Origin of the sequence: Lederbergia panacisoli (assembly GCF_024626525.1) — a bacterium.
GTDB classification, from domain to species: Bacteria; Bacillota; Bacilli; order Bacillales; family Bacillaceae_C; genus Lederbergia; species Lederbergia panacisoli.
Window position 1 is genome coordinate 88,559 of record NZ_JANJGU010000006.1, and the last position, 22,729, is coordinate 111,287.

General features: G+C 36.6%; 18 protein-coding genes and 1 riboswitch. Of the genes, 4 read left to right on the forward strand and 14 right to left on the reverse strand.

Annotated features, from left to right (window positions below):
- Positions 1-15: 15 nt before the first annotated feature.
- The 9 genes from NQ185_RS10470 to NQ185_RS10510 form a co-directional block, all read right to left on the reverse strand.
- Positions 16-1,068, reverse strand: a complete 1,053-nt coding sequence (locus tag NQ185_RS10470) for a dihydrodipicolinate synthase family protein (protein WP_257581679.1) — start codon at positions 1,066-1,068, stop codon at positions 16-18.
- Complete coding sequence (locus NQ185_RS10475; RefSeq protein ID WP_257581680.1) at positions 1,069-2,085, reverse strand: NAD-dependent epimerase/dehydratase family protein; 1,017 nt, start codon at positions 2,083-2,085, stop codon at positions 1,069-1,071.
- Positions 2,082-4,352, reverse strand: coding sequence for a helix-turn-helix domain-containing protein (locus NQ185_RS10480; protein WP_257581681.1), 2,271 nt, complete (start codon positions 4,350-4,352; stop codon positions 2,082-2,084). Before NQ185_RS10480 ends, NQ185_RS10475 begins: the two co-directional genes overlap by 4 nt.
- Positions 4,353-4,418: 66 nt before the next feature.
- Complete coding sequence (locus NQ185_RS10485; RefSeq protein ID WP_257581682.1) at positions 4,419-5,282, reverse strand: carbohydrate ABC transporter permease; 864 nt, start codon at positions 5,280-5,282, stop codon at positions 4,419-4,421.
- Positions 5,276-6,241 (reverse strand): ABC transporter permease, encoded by a 966-nt coding sequence (locus tag NQ185_RS10490; protein ID WP_257581684.1) that lies wholly within the window; start codon positions 6,239-6,241, stop codon positions 5,276-5,278. Before NQ185_RS10490 ends, NQ185_RS10485 begins: the two co-directional genes overlap by 7 nt.
- 150 nt (positions 6,242-6,391) lie before the next feature.
- Positions 6,392-8,014, reverse strand: a complete 1,623-nt coding sequence (locus NQ185_RS10495; protein WP_257581685.1) for an extracellular solute-binding protein — start codon at positions 8,012-8,014, stop codon at positions 6,392-6,394.
- Between the two features lie 345 nt (positions 8,015-8,359).
- Positions 8,360-8,992 (reverse strand): YesL family protein, encoded by a 633-nt coding sequence (locus tag NQ185_RS10500; RefSeq protein ID WP_257581686.1) that lies wholly within the window; start codon positions 8,990-8,992, stop codon positions 8,360-8,362.
- A 42-nt stretch (positions 8,993-9,034) separates the two neighbouring features.
- The gene (locus NQ185_RS10505) at positions 9,035-10,642 is read right to left on the reverse strand and encodes an FAD-dependent oxidoreductase (RefSeq protein ID WP_257581687.1); all 1,608 of its coding nucleotides are present in this window, start codon (positions 10,640-10,642) and stop codon (positions 9,035-9,037) included.
- 175 nt (positions 10,643-10,817) lie between these two features.
- The gene (locus tag NQ185_RS10510) at positions 10,818-12,113 is read right to left on the reverse strand and encodes an NCS2 family permease (protein WP_257581688.1); all 1,296 of its coding nucleotides are present in this window, start codon (positions 12,111-12,113) and stop codon (positions 10,818-10,820) included.
- 77 nt (positions 12,114-12,190) lie between these two features.
- A riboswitch (purine riboswitch) is annotated at positions 12,191-12,292 on the reverse strand.
- 237 nt (positions 12,293-12,529) lie between these two features.
- Between NQ185_RS10510 and NQ185_RS10515 the strand changes: the two genes are divergently transcribed.
- Positions 12,530-13,177 (forward strand): class I SAM-dependent methyltransferase, encoded by a 648-nt coding sequence (locus NQ185_RS10515; protein WP_257581690.1) that lies wholly within the window; start codon positions 12,530-12,532, stop codon positions 13,175-13,177.
- Between the two features lie 50 nt (positions 13,178-13,227).
- On the opposite strand, the gene NQ185_RS10520 is transcribed toward NQ185_RS10515, so the two are convergent.
- Complete coding sequence (locus NQ185_RS10520) at positions 13,228-13,515, reverse strand: LSm family protein (RefSeq protein ID WP_257581692.1); 288 nt, start codon at positions 13,513-13,515, stop codon at positions 13,228-13,230.
- 253 nt (positions 13,516-13,768) lie between these two features.
- Between NQ185_RS10520 and NQ185_RS10525 the strand changes: the two genes are divergently transcribed.
- The 3 genes from NQ185_RS10525 (at position 13,769) to NQ185_RS10535 (ending at position 16,623) form a co-directional block, all read left to right on the forward strand.
- On the forward strand, positions 13,769-15,199 hold the full coding sequence (locus NQ185_RS10525) for a hypothetical protein (protein ID WP_257581694.1): 1,431 nt from the start codon (positions 13,769-13,771) through the stop codon (positions 15,197-15,199).
- A gap of 141 nt (positions 15,200-15,340) precedes the next feature.
- Positions 15,341-15,817, forward strand: a complete 477-nt coding sequence (locus tag NQ185_RS10530; protein ID WP_257581698.1) for a cupin domain-containing protein — start codon at positions 15,341-15,343, stop codon at positions 15,815-15,817.
- Positions 15,818-16,077: 260 nt separating this feature from the next.
- The gene (locus NQ185_RS10535; RefSeq protein WP_257581699.1) at positions 16,078-16,623 is read left to right on the forward strand and encodes an HXXEE domain-containing protein; all 546 of its coding nucleotides are present in this window, start codon (positions 16,078-16,080) and stop codon (positions 16,621-16,623) included.
- Positions 16,624-16,778: 155 nt separating this feature from the next.
- Here the strand turns inward: NQ185_RS10535 and NQ185_RS10540 are convergent, their stop codons facing one another.
- The 4 genes from NQ185_RS10540 to NQ185_RS10555 form a co-directional block, all read right to left on the reverse strand.
- Complete coding sequence (locus tag NQ185_RS10540; protein ID WP_257581701.1) at positions 16,779-18,542, reverse strand: Rieske (2Fe-2S) protein; 1,764 nt, start codon at positions 18,540-18,542, stop codon at positions 16,779-16,781.
- Positions 18,543-18,710: 168 nt separating this feature from the next.
- A complete protein-coding gene (locus tag NQ185_RS10545; RefSeq protein ID WP_257581702.1) occupies positions 18,711-19,562 on the reverse strand; it encodes a DegV family protein in 852 nt (283 codons plus the stop codon).
- Between the two features lie 543 nt (positions 19,563-20,105).
- Positions 20,106-21,482 (reverse strand): 23S rRNA (uracil(1939)-C(5))-methyltransferase RlmD, encoded by a 1,377-nt coding sequence (gene rlmD, locus NQ185_RS10550; protein ID WP_257581703.1) that lies wholly within the window; start codon positions 21,480-21,482, stop codon positions 20,106-20,108.
- A 9-nt stretch (positions 21,483-21,491) separates the two neighbouring features.
- Entirely contained in the window at positions 21,492-22,382 is an 891-nt protein-coding gene (locus tag NQ185_RS10555; protein WP_257581704.1) for a DNA-3-methyladenine glycosylase family protein, read from the reverse strand.
- Between the last annotated feature and the right edge of the window lie 347 nt (positions 22,383-22,729).

A 22,729-nucleotide genomic window follows, 5' to 3' on the forward strand; every position in this document is an offset into this window, starting at 1 on the left:
CCTCCTTCATTTTACTTAAGCGAACCACTTTTCGATGTTGCTTTTTACAAATTCGTCATCGTGAAGATGGGGATATTGTTCGTAAACACGATCAATTTCTTCCATTTGATTTGGACTAAGTTTTTCTTTTTCAAGCAGGCACCAATTTCCTTTCAATAAACCTTGTCTTGCCAAAACTTCATTTATGCCTGCAATACTCCCTTTAAAATCATGACTTGGATCAAAAAAGGCAGCATTTGCATCGGTTATTTGCTGCCCCAGTGTTAGTAAATCGGATGGTATAAATTCTTTATTTTGACCTGCTTTAATTTCTTTGAATATGTCAACTACTCTTTTTGTCCAGACGGACCAATGTCCCAATAATCCACCGACTATTTTCTTATTAATCTTTTTATCTCCTACAGATATTTGATAAGTTGTTAAAAGATCGCTGACAATATTATCATCATTTCCAGTATATAAGGCAATTTCTTCATTCCTATTTGAATGACAAACCGCACGTACTACATCAAATGCTTGATAGCGATTAAAAGGGGCTATTTTAACTGCATAAACATTTTGTATGTCAGCAAACGTTTTCCAAAACTCATAACTTAAAACTCTTCCCCCAACCAATGGTTGTAGGTAAAAACCGAAAACTGGAATGATGTCTGCAATCCTTTTAATGTGAGTTAGTAATTGTTCTTCTGTTAAATCGTTCAACCCACCTAAACTTACCAGCCCAAGGTCATATCCCGTTTCTATTGCATATTCTGCTTCTCTTTTAGCTTGTTCGGTTCGCCCGCATATTCCGGCTATCTTTATAAATGTATCTGCTATATTGGCTTTTTCGACTTCTTCCATTGCCAGAGATAAAACTTTTTCATATAAATTAAAATTAGGATCTCGAATTTCAAATTGAGTAGTGTGCACCCCAACAGCTATTCCACCTACACCTGCGTCAATATAATAGCGAGTCAATGCTCTTTGACTCGCCTCATCCAGTTGTCTATTTTCAGTTAATGCCAGTGGATGCGCAGGTATTACAGTACCATTTAACAATTCTTTTTTTACGTCTAAACTTAGCATTTAAAATACTCCTTCCCGTTCTTGGAAATGAGTTGGCTTATTTAATGTTTCGCCGTCCGCCCTTACCCAGTCAGCAACTAATTCAATCATTTCGTTAAGCGTTACCTTTGGATACCCAAATAACTTATGGGCTTTTGAAGCATTATTTAATAGTGCAGTTGGTTGTTCTTCATTGATAAATCGAGGATTATTATTGAAATGTGTTCCAAATTCATTAGCCAACCAACGGACTGATATCGTTTCAGGTCCTGTAATGTTTAAAGTTTTCGGTGGGGATTCGCAATGCAGCAATGAACGAAGGGCATAATCATTAGCATCACCTTGCCAAATGACATTAACACTTCCCATTGTAAGATCAATTGGGTTGCCCTCATGCACATGTTTGGCAATTTCTAGTAATACGCCATACCTTAGATCTATAGCATAATTCAATCTATATATAAGAATTGGCGTTTCGTTTTTGTAGGAAAAATATGTAAACACTCGCTCTCTGGCAAGACATGATTGAGCATACTCGCCAATTGGCTTAGGTGCTGTTTCTTCGGAACAATTCGTACTCCCAACTTTTGTTAATGGATACACATTTCCCGATGAAAATACAACAATGCGTGAATCTTTAAACTTTTCAGCAACTCTTCCAGGTAAATACGCATTCATTGCCCATGTAAGATGCTCATTGCCGTGAGTTCCAAATTTATTTCCGGCCATATAAATAATATTTTTTACATTTGGCAGTGCATCAATCGCTCCTTCATCTAATAAATCCATAGTAATCGTCTCTATTCCAAAATCTTCAAGTTCTTGTTTTAAAAATCCTGTGGAAAACCGAGATACACCTATGACTCTTTTTTCTACTCCTGCAGAATCAATAGCTCTTTTAGCCATCTTTGCAAGAGTCGGCCCCATTTTTCCCCCTACACCCAAAATTAAAATATCTCCTTCTAATGCTCCTATTTGTTCAATCAGTTCGAGTGACGGTTTTGACAAATATTCTTCTAGTTCTGCAATTGTTTTCATTTTGTCTCTCCTGTCCTTTTAATCTGTATACTATTATGCTTGTAGTTAAAATCTTGATTTATTATTTTCTCTCGGTATTTAGTAGGTGAAAGACCTGTATATTTTTTAAAGGTACTTGCGAATGTAGTCGCATTCAAATAACCAACTTTTTCTCCGATTTCGGCAATCGTTGTATTTTCATTTTTTAAGTGCTCTTTTGCATAATTAATCCTTACACGATGTAAATATTCTACAAAATTTACACCAAAGGCATTTTTAAAATACTTGGAGAAGTATTTTGAAGACGTCTCTGTAATCTTTGCCATATGTTCGAGATATAAATTATCCATGTAATGCAGTTCGATGTATTGGGCAATAAAAACTGGATTTAATTTGCTTTCTTGTTTTTTTGTTTGCGTTCCTTTTTCTATAACAAATTTAACTATTTTCATAAAAGACAGTTTCAATTCTTCAAGATTTTGGGATTCCCTCATATTGCTGTCGAAATTCATTTCAAGTGTATACAGCTGGTGTTGATCATCTTTATTTAATTGAAGATGCCTTTTCATATATAATAATAAACTTTGTAATATCGCTAAAAATTGATGACGCTGAATATTCATATCAACATTTTCTTTAATAATGTCATTGATAATGTGAATGGCGTCATTCTCTTTTCCGCTTACGATTAAATTAGGTAATTTTTCGATTTTTTCCACTGGAAAATATATCTGGATAGTATGTTGAATAGTTTCTGCATCGTAGAGCATAGAGTCAATGCCGACATTTCGATAGAGGGATGTATAAGTAATATCTTGAAAGGCTGTTCGCAAATGATCTATCCTTGAATCATAAGGCTTGCTAATAATGGCATAAATGTCACCTTTCATTGATATTTGGGCGCGCTCCATTAATTTTTGAATGGACTGAATCACATATTTTCGTTCGGATGCTTGGTCGATTCCAATTAAAATTAAAAATTCTATGTCATTTCTAAGGAATACAGTTCTGTAATGCAGTTCCTCTTTTAATCCACGCTCAATAAATTCTTTACAATCTTCAACATCATTAGTACTTTTTCTATCAAACCCAAATTTCAAAAGAATAAACTGGCGGTCTTTGAGAATATTAGAGAAATACCCTTTTAATGGCAAGTAATTTTCATTCTTACTATTTCCTTCACTCATGGCCTTAATAAAAATATGTCTATTTAACTCTGATTGCAATGTTTTTTCTATATTTTTATATTTTATAATATCTTGTTTTAAATGTAAGATTGATCGGTAAATACTTTTCCAATTCGGTTCTCCACCAATGATGCTGCTTACCTTTTTCATTGGACGAAACAAATATAAACTGAGAACAAACAAAAGCAAAAGTGTAATAATTCCGCTAATAAGTATGATGGTTTGTTGATCATCTGTAATTGAGGCAACCGTCGTATACTGAATAGGGATTCGATTGATATAGGTAAATCCGTTATAGTCAGATTTATAAACAACATATTCATATATTTGATTTTTTAATATGGTTTGTTCACCTTCATCTACATATAAGCCTCGAACAACTTCTCCTAAATTAATTTTTTCTTCTGTAGTTAATACGATATTATTGTTTTGGTCTAATATGAGAAATGAAGTTTCATCCATCATTGTTTTCTGATCAATAATTTCCAACATAGCATCGACGTCTAAAAAAACAATAATGTTTTTGGAGGAAAATTGAGTGTTTCCTGCGATGGTTATCAAATTTTTGGATCTGTAGTTATCCCCGCTTACCTTTTTCATATATGTCTTTGCCGGGAAAATTTCCAATGGTTTTTCATCACTAAAAAAAGAGGTCCAGAACATCGCATTATTTCGCTTATTTTTATATTGTTCATTGAAAAATTCATTTAAATCAATGGTTCCCTTTGATGTAATGGCAAGATCAGATTGATCAAAAAACACAACAACTTCCTCTATATAATCATGCGAGGATGAAAGTGTGATCAGTTTATGCATATCCTTATATAACAAATAATTAGTATAATCTACTTCTTGGTTATCACTGGGATTATACGGAAGAGTATCAATTGAATAGATTAAATTATTTATATCTTTAAAAGTATCATCAATCGATTGAATAATTCCGCTAACAATTAGACGGTTGTTTTCCTTCATTTGCTCATAGAGTCTCTGTGTGGAGTTTTTCATAAGGAGATAATTGGTAACAAACATAATTAATACAATTAAGAGCAGGACGGAAAAAATGCGCATAAAACCTTTTACTGTGATGAGCTTATCCATTTGCCACACCCCATCAAAAAGGATAGTCGAACATAGAATATTACCCACATTCGACATGTCATATTATTATCCCTTCTCCGAACCTAACATTACTCCTTTTGCAAAGAACTTTTGAGCAAATGGATAAATAATTAAAACAGGAATCATACTTATGAAAATGGTGGCATTTTTTAATGCTTCTGGGGCCATAGCCGCTTTATCAATTAAACTTTCATTTTCATTATTGGCAAAGATGAGCATATCCCGCAAAATGACTTGAAGCGGGTATTTGGCTGAATCGTTCAAGTAAATCATAGGAAGGAAGTAACTATTCCAGTGTCCCATGAAATAGAATAGTCCAATAGATGCCAGCGCCGGTTTAGATAACGGGATCATGATGTTAAACAAAATTCTAAACTCCGATGCTCCATCAATGATAGCTGACTCGCGGAGTGATTCTGGCATACTTTCAAAAAAACTTTTCAGAATAAGCAATTCAATGGTCCAAATAGCGTTGGGAATCACGATTGCCCATATCGTATCAATCATGCCTAGACTTTTAACTAGAACATATGTCGGGATCATGCCGCCATTAAAGAACATCGTCAAAACGATGGCAAGCATAAAAAATCTTCTTCCGAAAAATGTAGCCCTTGATAATGGATATGCTGCAACGGCGGTCATAAATAAATTAATTATTGTTCCAAGTCCCGTATAAATAAGGGTGTTTAAATAGGCCTTTGGGATTTTATTTTGACTTAATATTTCTTTATAGGCATCCAAAGTAAATCCTTTTGGCAACAGCCAAACGTTGCCTTGGACCACCTGACTCGTTTCACTAAAAGATACCGCAACGATATAAAAGATTGGATAAAGAATTGCTATTCCTATAGAGATTAGAATGATCGTATTGAAAACCGTAAAGAATGTAAATCGCTTTTCGCCTACCATAAACTCCTACCCCCAAGCCTTCTACTTAAAAGATTAGCGATTAACAGCATGATTAATGCTATGATCCCTTCAAACAAACCGACAGCGGCAGCGTAGCTATAATTTGCTTGAAGCAATCCCTGCCGATAAACATAAGTAGAGAAGACGTCGGCAACCTCGTAGGTCATTGGATTATAGATTAATAATATTTTTTCAAATCCTATTCTGAACATATTTCCTGCCTTGATAATAAATAAAATTAAAATTGTCGGCATTAATCCTGGCAAGGTAATGTAGAGTATTCGATTCCATCTTGTCGCACCATCTACTTTTGCTGCTTCATAAAGTGACGGGCTGATACCTGCAATTGCTGCTAAGTAAAGGATGGATTCATAACCCATTTGCTGCCAAATATCTGAGCCGATATAGATGGTGCGAAACCAGCCTGGTTCCACGAGAAAATAAATTTTTTCAAAACCAAGCGCAGCGATAATATCGTTGATAATCCCATTTCCGGGAGATAGAAAGTCAATTAACATACTGCTTACAATAACAATGGATAAAAAGGAGGGTAGAAAACTGACTGTTTGAATCGACTTTTTAAACCAAAACAAGCGCACTTCATTTAATAGAATGGCAAAGATAATAGGAAATGGAAATCCAATCAGTAAGCTATAAAAGCCTAATAGAATTGTATTTTTAAATAGTTTAAAGAAATCTGGGCTTGAGAAAAAATTCCGAAAATGCTCTAACCCCACCCACTCGCTTCCTATAATACCTGACCAAACATCGTAATCCTTAAAGGCGATAATGAGCCCATACATTGGACCATAGCGAAAAATGGCAAAAAAGACTATGCAAGGAATAAATAGCAGCAATAATTGTCGATCTCGTTTAATATGTCTAAAAGCAGAGACCCATCGTGATGGTGCTGGCTGTTTAAGTTGTGTGTTATGCGTCTCTGATAGTGGTTTTTGCAAACTGTTCTCCTCCCAATTAAACATGGAGTTTGTTTCGCCCTATATTTTGGAAAAGGGCTGGGACCTGAGCATGCTCCACTTTATTTTTAATGGGAGCGACAGAATCCCTGCCCTTACTTCAGGGCAAACCTCTAAATTCGGGTCACTGCCTTATTCACTGTCAAAACGCTTCTGAGCATCATTATAAACTTGAATGAAGTCGTCTACCTTTAAGCGTTTTGCTTCCTCAACCCATGCATCCCATTCTTTATCGCCATGGGATTTGGTCATTACATACTTCGTGCTGAATTCAATACCCGCGGTTAATAAGTTCGGCTGCAATTTTGCAATGGTGTCATTTTCTTTGTCGTTAAACTTCAAAATAGGATCGAGTGGCTGCATTTTTCCTTGCATCATGTCCTGAGCTTCCTGTTCTTTTTCGGTATAGTTGAAATAGACACTGCGCTCATCCGCACGGAGATACATTCCTTCTAACCACATGCCGTATTGGTTTTCCAAATCCTTAATGCCAACTACATCAAGATTTAAGTCAGGATAAGTGATTTTCCCATCTCCGTCCTCTTTGTAGATTTCATCTTTAACACCAACCATAATTAGCTCAGCCCCTGATGGACTAGATAAGTAGTCGAGTAGTTTTAAGGCGATTTCACTCTTATCATTTTTCGTAACCGTGTGTCCCCAGTTAGCGATTTTATCTAAGCTGCGGATTGTATTTTCCGGTCCTACTGGATTGCCATAACGTAAATCATATTCTGGATTTTCAGCTTTTACTTGTTCGTAGAACATATCGAGCCTTCCAATCCAGTCAAAAGTTACGAAAGATTTTCCGGTTGTCATCTTTGTTGTCCAAGAAGCTTCCGTATCTGTGATAAACTCCTTATCTAGTAATCCTTCGTTATATAGTTTCTTCATAAAGTCCAACATATCTTTATGTTTTGGATCCGTAAATTGGAATTTCCAAGTTGCATCAGATTCATCATAGTAAGCTGGATATTGAGCACCGGTGATTCCCCAACCAAATCCCCAATCTCTGAAAATGAATTCTGCTGTTTTAGAGGAGTAAGGAACTGAGTCTGGGTATTCTTCTTTTAATTTTTTCAACGCTTCATAAAATTCATCAGTATTATTCCATAGTTCGATGCCGCTTTTTTCAAATATATCTTTGCGGTACAAGAATCCATGGTTTACATCACGGTTGACACCGTAAATGGGCCATGTATACATATTGCCTTTATCATCAGAAAAAGATTTCATTACCCAGTCGTTTTCTTCAGCGTACAATTTCTTATAGTTTGGCAACTCGTCTAAGTACTCATTAATGGCGACGACCGCTCCCTTTTGACCAAGCTCATTTACTTTTGCAACAGATAAACCGTGCCAAATGTCAGGAAGCTGACCGGAAGCAACAACAGTATTTAACTTTTCTCCATATGTTCCAGAGGAGTACTCTTGAATGTTCAGTTTAATGCCTGTTCTTTTTTCAATTTCTTTAATGATTGCTTTGTCTTTCAAGTTGCTTACTTCACTTACAAGCATCCATGTGATTTCTACTGGTTTATCAACGATAGGTAATGTGATTCCTCCAGTATCACCATAATCTTCGGTCGGTTCATTTACTTCTTCCCCAGAATCATTATTTTCCCCAGAATTGTTTGCGCTTTCATTTTGATTATCAGTTTCACCAGCGGTTTTTTCTCCAGAATTACTGCAGCCTGCAATAATACCGATGACAAGAAGTGCAACAAATAACAATTTAGATAGTCGACCCAGCATTTACTTTTCCTCCCCTTCTTTTTTATTGAATTTTTTCTTTGCCGTATTAATTAGAGGAAATAATCAAGATCATTTACAATAATCCTCTCTCTAGTAGGCACCTCAACTATAGAATTATTAGTAATAATTGTAAACAAATGATTTTCAATCACCCTGCACGAAAAAATAAGAAACGTCTTTAGTATGAGAAGAATCCAGGTATATCAAGGGTTTAGGATGAGGTGGAAATTTATAAACAGGTTGAAATATATAAAGTCGAACGGCAAATGAAATAAAAATAAGATCATCTAAAAAAACTGATGATCTTACGATATAATATTCATCTTTCAAAAATAGATGTATTTTTTAGATTGGAATTCGTTGTACTTTATGTTTCACTTTTCCAAAAGCCCGATTTGCGGAAGCCATGATGACAAATACAGGTGCACTTGCACCAAAAAATACAATAAGACCCGGCACCATGATTTCCAAAATAGCAGTAAAGAAAAGACCGATAATCATTATTAACGTAGAAAGCGGGCTTGCAAAAGCAATTAAAAAGCTATATTTAAAATACTGAAACAACTTCATATCATAGCTTACGAATACGGGAAAAATATAAAGACACATAAAGCTAAATAAAAGTAAAACGGGGATAAGTATGAGCGCCATTATTTGAAATGATGTACCTTCAAAAAATAATATGACTTTATAGTCAATATAAAAGATAAGCAGCAGTACGCCTAACAAAATGCCAATTTTATTAGATTGAGCAAATTCTTGTTTAAAAGCTTGCAAGTAAGTTTTAAAAATGGGGAGATCTTCTTCTCCTTTCATCCATTTGCGCATGATTGAAAACAAGGCTGCTGTAGAGGGCATAATTCCTAAGGCAATTGCACCGACTAAAATAAATAAAAACCAAAGTATATTTACATAGACAAGGCGAATAATCCAGTCCCCTATTTTATATAAGCCTCCAATGAAGCCATTCATTTCCATCGCAAAATCCTCCCAAAAGACTGCGAAAGTATCGTTCAAATATTAACCTTTTTCACTACTCATTCCAAACGTCTCGATCATTCTGTTGATTGGATCATCTTTAATCATGGAATCCCATTCAAGAACTTGCCCTACTTTAAGTAATGCCTTTTTTAATTCTCTGTATTCAATACTTTGAACAGCTATGTTACCTTTATATGCTAAACTTGCTGCAACTCCAACCGATTGTCCTAGAATCATAAACACAGGCTCCATTCTAATTGATCCAAATGCAATATGGGACGCCGATAAACAAGTGGGAACTAGTATATTTGTACACTCTTCCTCCCGAGGTCTTACTGATCGATAAGAAATGGGATACGGTGAAATTGGAATCTCAACATCTCCTTCATTCACACACAGTCCATCAATAACAACCCTTCTACAATGATGCGAATCCATTTGATAAGAAGCTAGACCAATAGAATCATCAATAACTGTTTGGCCTAAACAATTACGATCAGTCATCACATAGTCAGAAATCATCCTCCTACTTTCCCGAATATATAATTGCGGCGGCCAGTGACCAGTATTAATGAATTCATCTTTCGGCAAACCCCATTTTGACACTTCATTCCGAACTGACAATGGCACTTGTGAATCATTTGCCAAAAAATATAGCATTCCTAAATTATAATTAAAATGCTCTTGAAAAATCTTTTCACGTGTTTCATAACTTCCCTCTGGCCATTCGTAATTCATCCCAATATAATCTGTTGAGACACCGCCGTAATTATTCAAATCTGTTTTTCCATTGGGAAGTAATATATGTAAATTCATGGCATCCCAAACGCCAGCATTGATATATCTTAGTAAAATTGTGTAAAGATTAGGATCGTAACTTGGCGGCTTTGGAAAAGGTATAAGATTTTCTTCATCTTGTGTTAAACATATTCTAAAATTATATGCTTGAATCCGTTTATCTCCTTGCCCTTGAACCTCGATTTCTTGTAATTCTAGTTCTGCAATTCCAGGCAATAAACCGCTTTCATTTTTCCCTTCGATTACAAATGGATCAACAGGAACTTCAAACTTATGATGAGGATAACCAAATTGGACGCCGTTGTACGTCTCATTATATGTAGCATTCGATTCTCGTCCGACAAAATAGCTAATACCTGCTTTAGCCATTAAGTCTCCCTCATAACTAGCATCAATAAAAATTGTTCCGATAAAACTATTCCCATTCTCCATGTTGATTCTCTTAATCTTGCTATCTTCCATCTCTACTTCTTTTAAATGTTGTAGAAAAAAGACAGGGATATCATTTTCTTCTAACCATTTGTTAAAAATCAACTTAGCAGCCTTCGGTTCGAACGTCCATTGTTCTTCTTTTCCATAATATTCGCCAATCCGCTTATAAAATTCCCTTGATAATCCACCCACTGCTTCTTTTGCACCAAAGTCCGTAGCACCTAATCCACTAGCAGTCATCCCACCAATATAATTACTAAATTCAGCAATTACAACATTTAATCCCATTTGTTTTGCTTGAATGGCAGCCGTAATACCCGCAGGTGTACCACCATATACGACTAAATCACTCGAAATTTCTTTTGGTCCAATACTAGAGTTTGACGGAATATAATACTTAAGATTGTTAAAGCACATCTAATCGCCTCCTTTAACATCATCTTCTACGTCAAGTATAGCAATAATGGCAATAACTTACATTACCTCTATAGTCTTATTTTCCCTGGGTATTTCCAAGATCATTTTTTTCAAAAAAAAAAGAAAGTCCCCCATATTATCCAATGCGAGACTTTCCTTTTTCATACATATCTCATCAAACAACATAAACAAAATAGCCTATGAAAATAACACAAAGAACATACATAATTGGATGAACTTCCTTTGCCTTTTTCGTTGCGATCATACTAATTGGATAAAGTATAAAACCGAGTGCGATTCCAGTTGCTACGCTGAAGGATAATGGCATCATAATGACGATTATAAAACTTGGAATTGCTACTGTTAGATTGCCCCAATTAATTTTGCCGATTTCTGTTGCCATCAAGGACCCGACAATAATAAGTGCCGGAGCTGTAATTTCCGGTGTGATTATAGACAAAACAGGTGAGAAAAATAATGAGACGACAAAGCAAGCTGAAATCACTATCGATGTAAAGCCTGTCCTGCCTCCAACTGCAATTCCTGCGGTAGACTCTACAAATGATGCTGTAGTGGAGGTACCTAAAACAGATCCTGCTATAGTGGACATGGAGTCAGCCAAAAGAGCTTTCCCCGCATTTGGTATTTCATTATTTTTCATTAGACCCGCTTGGCTGGCGATAGCAATTAACGCACCGGCAGTATCAAAAAAAGCAACAAATAAAAAGGTGAAAATAACGGCAAGCACTTTCGGAGAAAAAATATCATCCAAATGGCTGAAAACGACCCCGAAGGTTGGTTCGAGACTTGGAATCTTTCCAACAATAGCTTGAGGAGGTTTTATCACTCCAAATACCATTCCAATGATAGTGGAGAGCACCATTCCGTAAAAAATACCGCCTTTTATTCCTCTATTTAATAAAATAATCGTAATGATGAAACCAGTAACAGCAAGTAAAGTGGCAGCAGAACTAAGATTTCCGATTGCTACAAAGGTGGCGTCATTTGCTGTAACAATTCCAGCATTTTTCAAGCCCATAAAGGCAACAAAAAAGCCAATCCCTCCCCCTATCGCATGCTTTAAATCTTGGGGAATGACATTAATAATTTTTTCGCGAATTTTTAACAAACTTAAAATCATAAACAAGATACCAGCGATAAAAACGCCTGTTAAGGCAGTTTCCCAGGGGATGTTCATCCCAATACAAACTGTAAACGTAAAAAAGGCATTAATTCCCATGCTAGGTGCAATACCGATTGGATAATTTGACATTAATCCGATTAATAATGAACCAATTATGGCGGACAATGCGGTTGCCGTAAATAAAGCTCCTTTATCCATGCCAGTTTGGCTTAAAATAACAGGATTGACAACCAAAATATATGCCATTGATAAAAATGTTGTAATTCCCGCTGCACTTTCCTGTTTATAAGAAGTGCCTCGTTCGGAAAATTGAAAGTAGTTTCTCATGATTGTCCTCCGAATCTTAAAAATCCCCGGTCAAGCTGCCGGAGAGAAATTCTACATAGGACAAGAAAAAAGTAATATAGATTTTTCATTGTCCTTGTAGACAGGCTATTTACGGCAGCCAGGTAGAAACATTCAAGCCCTATTCTTGAACTTATACAAGGTAGATTTTAGAATTAATAAAAGAATGTTAACAGGGGCAAAGTGATGAGTCAATATCAACAGCCTTTTTCAGCCAATTAAGTTAATTCACCACATTCTTGGAGCTCATATTCATACAAGACTATTAACTGGAACCCATCCTGTATTATTTTCATATCATGCAAAAAAGATATATAAAGAAGGTGGTTCCTATTGGACAGTCAATTTATTTAGACTTTTTGTCCAAATTTGGTGTTAGTGGTGCACACCCCGGAGGCATGGACTTAACAAAAGAAATATTGTTAAAAGAAAAAATTGATCACACTTCTCATATTTTAGATGTCGGTTGTGGAACCGGGCAAACCGCGGCATATTTAGCTACACATTACGGAGCAAACGTAACAGGGATGGATATTAACCCAATCATGGTGGAAAAAGCTAAAATTAGAATGGCACAATTACAATTACCCGTGGAGATAATTCAAGGATCCATTGAGGATTGCTTTTTAGAGGATCATACATTTGATTTTATTATTTCAGAATCCGTCCTTGCTTTTGCAAATACACCTAAGTCACTAAAAGAAATTTTACGATTATTAAAGAATGGGGGCCGATTCGTAGCAAATGAACTTACTATGAATCAACAGTTGGCGGCACCTCTCAAGGAAGAAGTGAAACAATTTTACGGATTTGATTCTCTCCTTATGGAGAATGATTGGATTAATTTATTGAAAAATACTGGATTTCAAAATATACAAGTCCATAGGCCACAATATTCCCTCTTAGAGAATCACACAATACCCGAATTTCATTACTCGGAAAATATTGAGCCTGAACTGTTCATGGTTATGATGGAGCATTTTAATAATATGTATAAATATGAAGGCATCATGGATTATAGAATTATATCAGGTGCAAAAATGTAAAATAAAAACGGCTTGCAGTTATCTGAACTGCAAGCCTTATTTCTGTAGTTTTAGATAAAGAATGGGAAAAATGGTCCAAATGCTCTCATTCCAAAGAACGGAAAGCCGTATAATCCAAACGGACCAAAGAAGGGGAATAAGCGACTGCTACTCTCGTCTTCCATATGTTGATGCATTTTAGGCATAATAAGATATAATTTTTCCCGATCATGGCTGTGTAAAATACCTTGATATACGGAGCCATCGTTTAATTCGACCTGCACAAATTGATACAAATGATGCTTACACTTATCATGCAAATGCTTAATATCCCTTTCCGAATGCACAGTATGTTCCATTATATTTACCTCCTCTATTTTCTACATTCAAAATATTCTTATGAGTGGGTTTGTGTTCCGGATTTTCACGCGGTTAACTAGAAGGTAAAAAAGAAAAACACCTACCAAGTTTTATGTAGATGCTAATATTTATAAATTTATCTGCCATCCCACTGTATTATTAATCTCCGCGTTTTCACCAATGCCCAACCTCGCGCATAAGCTAGTTTACGAGTAGTAGCTTTATATTTCTTATTAAAGGGGGCTTATATATATGGAACTAACAGCTGCTCACTGGATGTATTTGGCTGGAACAGTGATTATTATTTTAACAATGCTGTTTCGCCAAAATGTCGTTGTACCTTCGATTCTAGTGACATTTTTGGTTGGTTGGATTTTTACTGGGTCCTTCACAGCTGGTTTACAAACCATTTTCAATGCTAGTTTAATTGCCGCTGGAGAGTTATTTAATATCTTTCTTATCATCGCAATTATGACTGCCTTATTATACTCGTTAAAAGAATTAGGTTCAGACGAACAGATGATCACACCCTTTCAGCGGGTTATGAAGAATGGCCATATATCCTTCTGGGTGATTATTTTTGTCACATATGCCATTTCCCTCTTTTTTTGGCCAACGCCAGCAGTTCCATTAGTCGGCGCATTGCTTATCCCTGTTGCTATTCGCGCTGGCCTTCCGCCAATTGGAGCTGCGATTGCAATTTCATTAGCTGGTCAAGGGATGGCATTATCTTCTGATTATGTCATTCAAATTGCCCCAACTCTAACTGCAACTGCGGCTTCGGTCGACGTAGGTCCCATTGCGGATCGTGCCTTTATACTGTCTTTAATCACGGGAATTACAGCCATTGTAATTGCTTATCTCTCTCTTAGAAAAAATATTTTACAACCTTCTAGCCAACATCTTCAGACATGGGAAAATAGTATTCAAAAGACGGAATATAACGAACATTCTTCTGAAATAGGGCAACGTCCAAAAAGTAAATATAGTCTTTTCTTTGCGATACTCATACCTGTCACATTTTTGGCGATCATTATTTATATGGTTTTAGCGAAATTCTCCGATGTACTTCCTTCAATAGAAGGTGGGACTGGAGCAGCATTAATTGGCGGCGCTTCTTTCATTCTCCTCATTACAGCTTCTTCCTTTAACAATATCCGGACCTCACTAAATACTGTAAGCGATAATATCGTAAAAGGATTTGTATTCGCCTTCAAAGCAATGGGGCCAGTCATTCCAATAGCTGGATTCTTTTTTATCGGGAGTGGTGAATTAGCAGCGAAAATATTTAGCTTGAATGTAGAAGAAACCCCATCTTTCTTATTTGACCTAGTTGTCGCAGGACAGCATTTCATACCTGAAAGCAGCTTTATTGCAGGCTTCGGCATCCTTTTAATTGGTATGATAACTGGTTTGGATGGTTCTGGGTTTTCAGGTCTTCCTTTAGTTGGCTCATTATCAAGTGCATTAGGGGATAGTGTAGGAGTTGATGTCGCGACGCTTGGCGCAATTGGCCAAATGGGTGCCATATGGGTAGGTGGCGGAACATTAATTGCTTGGTCTTCACTTGTAGCAGTCGCCGGTTTTGCAAAGGTTCCCGTTATGGAACTTGTGCGGAAAAGCATTTTTCCAGTTTTCATAGGTTTGATTATCTCAACAATAATAGGATTATTAATTTTCTAGAGAATCGAGGATATTTTTCCTCGATTCTTCTTTTATTATAATTGCGTGTACCAGTTGTTGAAGGAAATTTAACATGGATCTATACATTCTTTAATACAATGATTATAGTGAATAAATTTTATCAGAGAAATGGGGAATTTTATGCTTCATTTACCTTTTGCCAGAGAAGCATCCGAAGATAACACATTATTATTTTTAGGTGGAGTAAAGGCATCTTTTTTAGTTGACGGAGATGATACTCAAGGTCGATATTCTGTAATTCAAATGGTTGAACGAAAAGGGTTAGAACCACCTCCCCACATTCATGATAACGAGGATGAAACTTTTTATGTATTAGAAGGTGAGGTAACATACTTCGTAGAAGATAAAGCAATTCACGCAACACCAGGAACATACGTTTATGCTCCCCGCGGCATCAGACATACGTATGCATTAAAAACAGAAGAAGCAAAAGTATTAGATACTACTTATCCTTCTGGTTTCGAAAATTTTGTTAAGGAACTAAGTGTTCCCGTTCCAGAAATATTACCGCCCATTCCTGATGGGCCTCCAAGTCAGGAAGAGGTTGAAAAACTTGTTTCCATCGCTGCTAAATATGGGATTAATATTTTACTTTAGTCAACCCAGATGCTAATTAATTACAAAGTTCACTTTTTAATATAGCAAGTTCTCGTTGTTTTTTTATAATATGGGAACTAGCAGTTTAAAAGTGGAAGCCCCTTGCTCAACACCCTTTTTGAGTGTTTGAAGAATGGGCTTCTTGTTTTATCATAATATAAAAAACCGGCATGTTATTTCCTTGTCCGTATATGATTATTAAAGAAAGAGGCACAAACCCCTTCCTGAAAATTCAGTTGCCCCAATTGAAGGAGGTAAATATGCTAGAAGCATTTAGTGAATTTTTCTATATTTATTCAGTTATTTGGTTGTTCCCCATTATTTTTATGTTCCACGACTTAGAAGAGATCATAACAGTAGAAAGTTTTATGAGCAAGTATAAGAACGGGGTTCATAAAACAATTCTTGCTAGATTTGTGTTAATTGTTAAAAATAAATTAGGTTCGAAATCCAGCCAACTTTCTATTACTCTTGCATGGATTTTACTTATCATCTCATTTATCACATTTATGACAGTCTATCATCTTCCAAGCGATGGAAACTTTCTTTTATTTACTGCAACATTAAATGTATTTTTTCTACAAACATTTTTGCATATTGGTCAAACTGTTATTTTCCGCTCTTATACGCCTGGTGTCATAACGGCATTATTCATTGTCATTCCTTACTCTCTTCTTACTTATTACTTCTTGTTTGATTTTGGGCTCATCGACAGTCATTTACTAATCGAGAGTATTCCTTTCAGCATTTTACTTATACCTATTTTTCTTATAGGAAATTTTTTAGGAAAGCGATTAATTCATTAATCAGTTGTGTTATTTCTTATTATAGTGAATATATTCATCCCAGATTGTATAGGTAGTTTTTTTAAAAGATTGTCATCAATAATGCATTTCATATTATCAAGTCAATTCTTCTTTAAATTCATCAAGATCTCACATACATTTTTCTTTTTTCACAATCAATCATCTTCAAATAACTTTTCTCCGCGGTGGAGACACATTGCAATCCGTGCTGTATTTGGCATTTCTCTAGCTGTTGGGGCATGACCTGCCAAATAACGAGTTACTGCTATGATCAACGTTTCCTGCGCATAACGTGCAAGCTCGGAATCCTCATTTTCCCAAAGGTCATGCTCTACCATCGAAGCTTCAAACATTTGAAACGAATGGAACTCTGCATCCTCCCTTAGCAAAGCATGCCCAAGTGTATTAAAAAGTTCACTTTTATTACCGCCGCGTGCCAAGTAATTCACTACCCAACGTGCGGATTCTGCAACTTGTTGTTGTTGATTCATGATATCCAATAATTCAGAAGAACTTCGCGGTTCAGCTTCTACATTCTTGGGTTCGGGTCTTCGTGCCGATGGTGTGTTGAGGAAACGATCAAGATAGACACTCATTGCCCCATGAAAAACAGCTCGCGTCAATTCTGGTGTCGTAGAACGACGTAACGATACATGTACCGCATGTGCATGTGTAAAAGTATGAAGTGCGGTAATCCAGTCATTGAATTCATTTTGGACATGGAAACGGGAAATCCGTTCTGCCGCTGCCAAAGCTACGAGCTGGGCCAAACGTGCAGGGGAGATTCCGCTTTTAAGTGCATCCAACATCATACTTACCGTTTTTAAGGCATTATCTGATAAAATTTGTTCAACCAATGCTGCTTCATCTACATCAGTTTCTCCTTGAGCTGAGGCTTTAGCAAGAATATCAGGCAATTCCTGAAATGCCTCTTTCAAAGGCTTGACCAAGTTCACAGGTGATTGCCAGTTATGGGATTCTTCACTGCGGGATAAATTACCGATACCGGGTAACAAGGATGATAATACATATGGTCTGTGCTCAAAACCAATCTTACCCAGAATCTCAAACGCTTTATTATGAAAATCGAGCGTATGACCTGTATTCACATAAAAGTGATCCGTTACCGCAGTCATCATCATGTCAGCAAGCTGCTCATTCGAAAAGCCTAATTCAATCGCGGTCAAAAGGACTCGTTCAGCTCCTTGAGAATCACGAACTTCCACACTTTGACTATACCATTCTGATAGTTGTTCGAATGATTGGGCATTCATTTTATCCAAGACGGGAAGTGCCCCGAGTAAAAAGCGTGTTCCCCTTCCAGAACTTTCCCTTGCAACGTGAACGAGTCCTTGGAATAATGCTAAAATCTGACCGGTTTTATCCAATATAGGCAATACATTCGTCATAGCTGTTAATATCGTTAATCCGGATCGCCAGCCATCTTGACGATGGGTCGTTCCAAATTCAACTCCGACCTGCGCAATCTCAGTCGCTGGAAAACCAGCTTCCATCAATCCAACAACTGATTTTGCAATGACAAGACTTAAATTTTGCTCAAGACCTTCACGTAATCGCTGTTTTAATTTTTCGATTGTTACCTTATTATAAGGAACAGGGTGGACCCAAACGTCATCTTCTTTAATTTCGACTGGATATGCAGCGACATCATCTGCCCATGGATCCAAGGTTCCGCCACTTTTTATATCAAAGCGAGCATGATGCCAGTGACATGTTAAAATCCCATTACATAAGCTCCCCGTATGAAGAGGAAAGCCCATATGCGGACAACGGTTATCCACCGCATAGACTTGTTTTTCATGAACAAATACTGCAATTGCATGGCTACCACCTTTTATTACTTTTGCACCTTCATCTTCTAGTGTCTTTAATGATCCTGCATAAATCAATTCTGACATTGGTATCACTCTCCAGGAAAATGAAATTCAATGATCCCTCTAAGCGAAGTTAGAGGACATACAAAATAGTTATCTACTATCTTATATTAAAGATGGTATGCAGTAATCCTTCTTAAGTTGTGATTTCTCTCATCAAAAAGTTGGTCAGGGATACTTTCTAAACAGTTCCTATAATTCTAATCCGGCTATCCCGAATCCTCCAGGTCCAGCATGAGTAGAAATCATAGCACCGGCTTGGATCCATTTTACATTTTTGAAACCAGTATTTTTTGCTATTTCATCCATCCGTTGTTTGATACTTTCATCTAATCCAATAGAATACAGTAAATAAAGTTGTTCTCTATCAATGTTGTATTGATTTAAATAATCATGCATAAGTTTTTCTGCTACTGCACTCATTTTCCCACGGTATTTTTTGGTTGATACAAGTTTTCCTTCCATTAATTCAATGCATGGCTTTATTTTTAACAAAGCCCCTCCGAGATAAGCAATGTTACTTACCCTTCCGCCTGCTCTTAAAAACTCTAAACTGCCGGGAGTGAAGGCAAGCCTTGATTTGGGAACAATTGATTCTATTTTTTCTATTAAGGAAACGGGATCAATCGAAGGTTCTTTCTCTAACATATTAACAGCATACATTACTATTGCAGCTAATCCACCAGTAACGTTCAAAGCGTCAATTAGATAAAGATTTTCAAACTTTTCCGCGGCGATTAGCGCATTTTGAAAGGACGAAGATGCCTTTGACGTATAACCAATATGAATAATGATGCAATTAGGAAAATCAACTTTTATTTTCGAAAAAAATTCATGATACTCATGGGGATTAGTAGCTGTTGTATAGGGTATTTTCTTTGTGCGCTCATAATAGTCATAAATGTCTTTTACGGGTAAAGAACCATCTAAATAATCCTGTTCATCCATGATTATGTGCATTGGGACCACTTGAACAGCATGTTTGTCAGCTAAATCCTTCGGTAAATCCGCTCCACTCTCTGTCGATAAAATAATCCTTCTCATAGTATGTCCCCTTTCATCTAACACCGTCATTACATTTCGTGCTTCATTATTATGACTTACTCCAACTATACATGAAAAGGGAAAGTAAAGGGATGGAATTATAATTAGGATTTAACTAGAATCAAATTGTATGATATTGCGTCCCCTTTCACGCCCCGAAGAATGCAATTTTTTGTGATGAGAAACTTTATAAAAATACAAGCCTAGTCAGAGACTAGGCAAATTATTACACTATTTTTGTATAACCAAATTAAACCCTTCCCCCCCCCTCAAACCCGCATTCTACCGTTCGAGTTAAAATAAAGATTTCCGACTGAACTCCCATTTTGGACGTTTTTTAATTCAACACATGCCGTTTTTTACCTGTTTTTCCGCATTTTTTTCACATTTTTTCGGGAGTTAAAATAGAGGTTACCGATAATAGACGGAAGAAAAATCGGGAAGAGACAGACAGGGCAAGGGATAATAGAAAAAGGACCCAGAAAATCGAAAATGTTTATTTTCACGAAATCGGGGTCGGAATGAGAAATGTTTATTATTTTTTTACAATTTTAAAATGAGAAGTGCGATACACTCCACGTGCGCTGTCTGCGGAAACATATCTACAGGTTGAATATACTGCACTTCATACATCTGGCTGATTGCTTGCAGATCCTTGGCTAATGTAGATGGATTACAGGAAACATAAATAAACTTTTTCGGTTTTATTTTTAATAGTGTTTGTAAAAATTTCGGATCGCAGCCTGTACGTGGAGGATCGACAATGACTACGTCTGGATGCCAGCCTTGTTTCAACCATTTCGGTAAAATATCTTCCGCTTTTCCTGTTTCATATTTTGCCTTCTTAACACCATGCTTCGAGGCATTTTTCTTGGCATCTTCTATCGATTCAGGAATTACGTCCATCCCCCGGATTTCTAAGGCACCTTCCGCAAGCCATAATCCGATTGTTCCCGATCCGCAATAGGCGTCTACAATTTTTTCTTTTCCATTAAGAGCGGCGGCCTTTTTGACTTCATTATATAGTTTTACTGTCTGTTCGGGATTTAATTGAAAAAATGCTCGTGCCGAGAGCTCGTATGTAAATTCATTCATTTTCTCATCAATAAATTCCTTGCCAGTAATATTGAGCGTTTTATCACCGAAAACAAGTGATGTTTGCTTCGGGTTAATATTTTGCATAACTGATACAACTTCAGGAAGCCGATTTTTGATTTCAGCAGCAATCATTTCCTTACGAGGTAGCTTTTCGCCTGCCGTTACGATGACAACCTGAACTTGGCCGGTTTGCACTCCTACTCTTGTGACAATTGTTTTGACGATACCCTTTTTCGTTTTTTCATTATAAATAGGCACTTTAAAGTCTTCGAATATTTGCTTTATAGCATTGTTTACTTTATTGGTTGCTGGATGTTGTACAATACACTCCGGGACACTAATGAGTCGATGCGAATTCATACTGTAAAGGCCAGCAACAACTCTTCCGTTCATTTCCCGCAATTGAAATTGACTTTTATTTCGATATTTCCACGGATCTTCCATACCAATCGTTTCTCTTATATCTAAATCCTCAATCGAAATTTTCGTATGTCTTTCCAGCGCTTGTATTAAAATATCCCGTTTTTCTTTTAATTGTTGATCATAACGCAAATGCTGAAGCTGACAACCCCCGCATTGTTCGTATACAGGACACGGAGCTTTTACTCTATAAGGGGATCGTTTTCGTACCTTTTTAACGATTGCTTCCGAAAATTTCGGATGAACTTTAACCACTTCTACAACGACTTCTTCATCCGGAAGTGCGCCGGGGACAAAAACGACCTTCTTTTTAAAATAGCCGACACCTTCCCCGTTGATACCGAGACGTTTTATTGTGAGTGGAAATTGTTGTTTTATTTTGATCAATGTTTCATTTTTCATATAAATCACTCATTCTACAATTAATTCTTTAATAGGCGGTTCGATGCTTCTCCATAAATACAATGAAGCATAGCTTAGATAAGGCTGCCATTCTCCGCTATATTCCAACATCTCTTCTTTCGTTGGTTTGCGATCAAGTCCATGAAGATCTTTAATCGCATTTTGCAACCCAATATCTGCAAGGGGGAACAGATTCGGTCTACCGAGTCCAAAAAGAAGATAGCATTGAACAGTCCATGGGCCAATTCCACGTACTTTTACTAATTCTTTCATAATCTCTTCATCTGAAAGCTTTGACAATAACTCTAAATTTATTGCACCATTTACTATTTCTTTTGCAAGCCCTATGACATACTCTGCTTTTCGCTGACTAAATTTTAATGCCCTCAACGTCTCCGGTTCTATATTTGCAATGGTCTCAGGAGATGGATAAAAATAGACCCCACTGATTTCATAGCCGAATGTTTTGACAAACTGCTCGGTTAGGGAAATCGCAAATTTCATATTTACTTGCTGGTGTATAATTGATTTTACTAATGTCGTAAATGGTGAAAAATCTAATACAATCGGCGTTCCTCGGTGATTTTGGAAAATTTTATTTAGGGATGTAGTTAGAAAATGAGTTTGAATTTCAGCTAATGATGTTTTCCATTGGAAAACGGCAGATATTCTTTCAATGACCTTTGATTTTGTAGCACTATTTTCACCGCTTACTAAAAATACTGGCTCGTCCGTAGTTCCAGTTGCCTGAACTGTCGCTACTTCAGGTGCTAAATCATAAATCGGAACCTTTATGGAACGTTCTTTCTGATTAATGATATTTAGCGGATCCATTGCGAGCCTACTTAAAGCTAAGTCAAAATCGTACGGTCCGACAAATTTTATTTCTTCTTGCCACAATTACATCTCCCCCGAACGTATAAATATTTATTTATTATACCATTAGGGGCGATGTTTTTTCACCTGAGGAAGTAGAGGGAAACTCAAAGCTCAATCAGCTTTTTGATTGTTGAAAGTTTTTTGGTTAAGTCCTTTTAGAAAATGTCATAGTTGTTTGATAAAACTATGTCAAAGTAATCCTAAGCATGGGAAGAAAATTATTCTTGTCCGATTGAAGTGGTCATTGTGACCTTGAGGCTGATTATTTGGCATTCAAGGGCACGATGAAACGGTCATTGTGACCATGAAGCCGAATATTTCACATGCAAGGGCACGATGAAACGGTCATTGTGACCTTGAGGCTGAAT

Excerpts from the sequence above, each read along its gene's own strand:
- NQ185_RS10470 (WP_257581679.1), bottom strand. The coding sequence starts at position 1,068 with ATGCTAAGTTTAGACGTAAAAAAAGAATTGTTAAATGGTACTGTAATA.
- NQ185_RS10475 (WP_257581680.1), bottom strand. The coding sequence starts at position 2,085 with ATGAAAACAATTGCAGAACTAGAAGAATATTTGTCAAAACCGTCACTC.
- NQ185_RS10480 (WP_257581681.1), bottom strand. The coding sequence starts at position 4,352 with ATGGATAAGCTCATCACAGTAAAAGGTTTTATGCGCATTTTTTCCGTC.
- NQ185_RS10485 (WP_257581682.1), bottom strand. The coding sequence starts at position 5,282 with ATGGTAGGCGAAAAGCGATTTACATTCTTTACGGTTTTCAATACGATC.
- NQ185_RS10495 (WP_257581685.1), bottom strand. The coding sequence starts at position 8,014 with ATGCTGGGTCGACTATCTAAATTGTTATTTGTTGCACTTCTTGTCATC.
- NQ185_RS10500 (WP_257581686.1), bottom strand. The coding sequence starts at position 8,992 with ATGGAAATGAATGGCTTCATTGGAGGCTTATATAAAATAGGGGACTGG.
- NQ185_RS10505 (WP_257581687.1), bottom strand. The coding sequence starts at position 10,642 with ATGTGCTTTAACAATCTTAAGTATTATATTCCGTCAAACTCTAGTATT.
- NQ185_RS10510 (WP_257581688.1), bottom strand. The coding sequence starts at position 12,113 with ATGAGAAACTACTTTCAATTTTCCGAACGAGGCACTTCTTATAAACAG.
- NQ185_RS10515 (WP_257581690.1), top strand. The coding sequence starts at position 12,530 with ATGGACTTAACAAAAGAAATATTGTTAAAAGAAAAAATTGATCACACT.
- NQ185_RS10520 (WP_257581692.1), bottom strand. The coding sequence starts at position 13,515 with ATGGAACATACTGTGCATTCGGAAAGGGATATTAAGCATTTGCATGAT.
- NQ185_RS10525 (WP_257581694.1), top strand. The coding sequence starts at position 13,769 with ATGGAACTAACAGCTGCTCACTGGATGTATTTGGCTGGAACAGTGATT.
- NQ185_RS10530 (WP_257581698.1), top strand. The coding sequence starts at position 15,341 with ATGCTTCATTTACCTTTTGCCAGAGAAGCATCCGAAGATAACACATTA.
- NQ185_RS10535 (WP_257581699.1), top strand. The coding sequence starts at position 16,078 with ATGCTAGAAGCATTTAGTGAATTTTTCTATATTTATTCAGTTATTTGG.
- NQ185_RS10540 (WP_257581701.1), bottom strand. The coding sequence starts at position 18,542 with ATGTCAGAATTGATTTATGCAGGATCATTAAAGACACTAGAAGATGAA.
- NQ185_RS10545 (WP_257581702.1), bottom strand. The coding sequence starts at position 19,562 with ATGAGAAGGATTATTTTATCGACAGAGAGTGGAGCGGATTTACCGAAG.
- rlmD (WP_257581703.1), bottom strand. The coding sequence starts at position 21,482 with ATGAAAAATGAAACATTGATCAAAATAAAACAACAATTTCCACTCACA.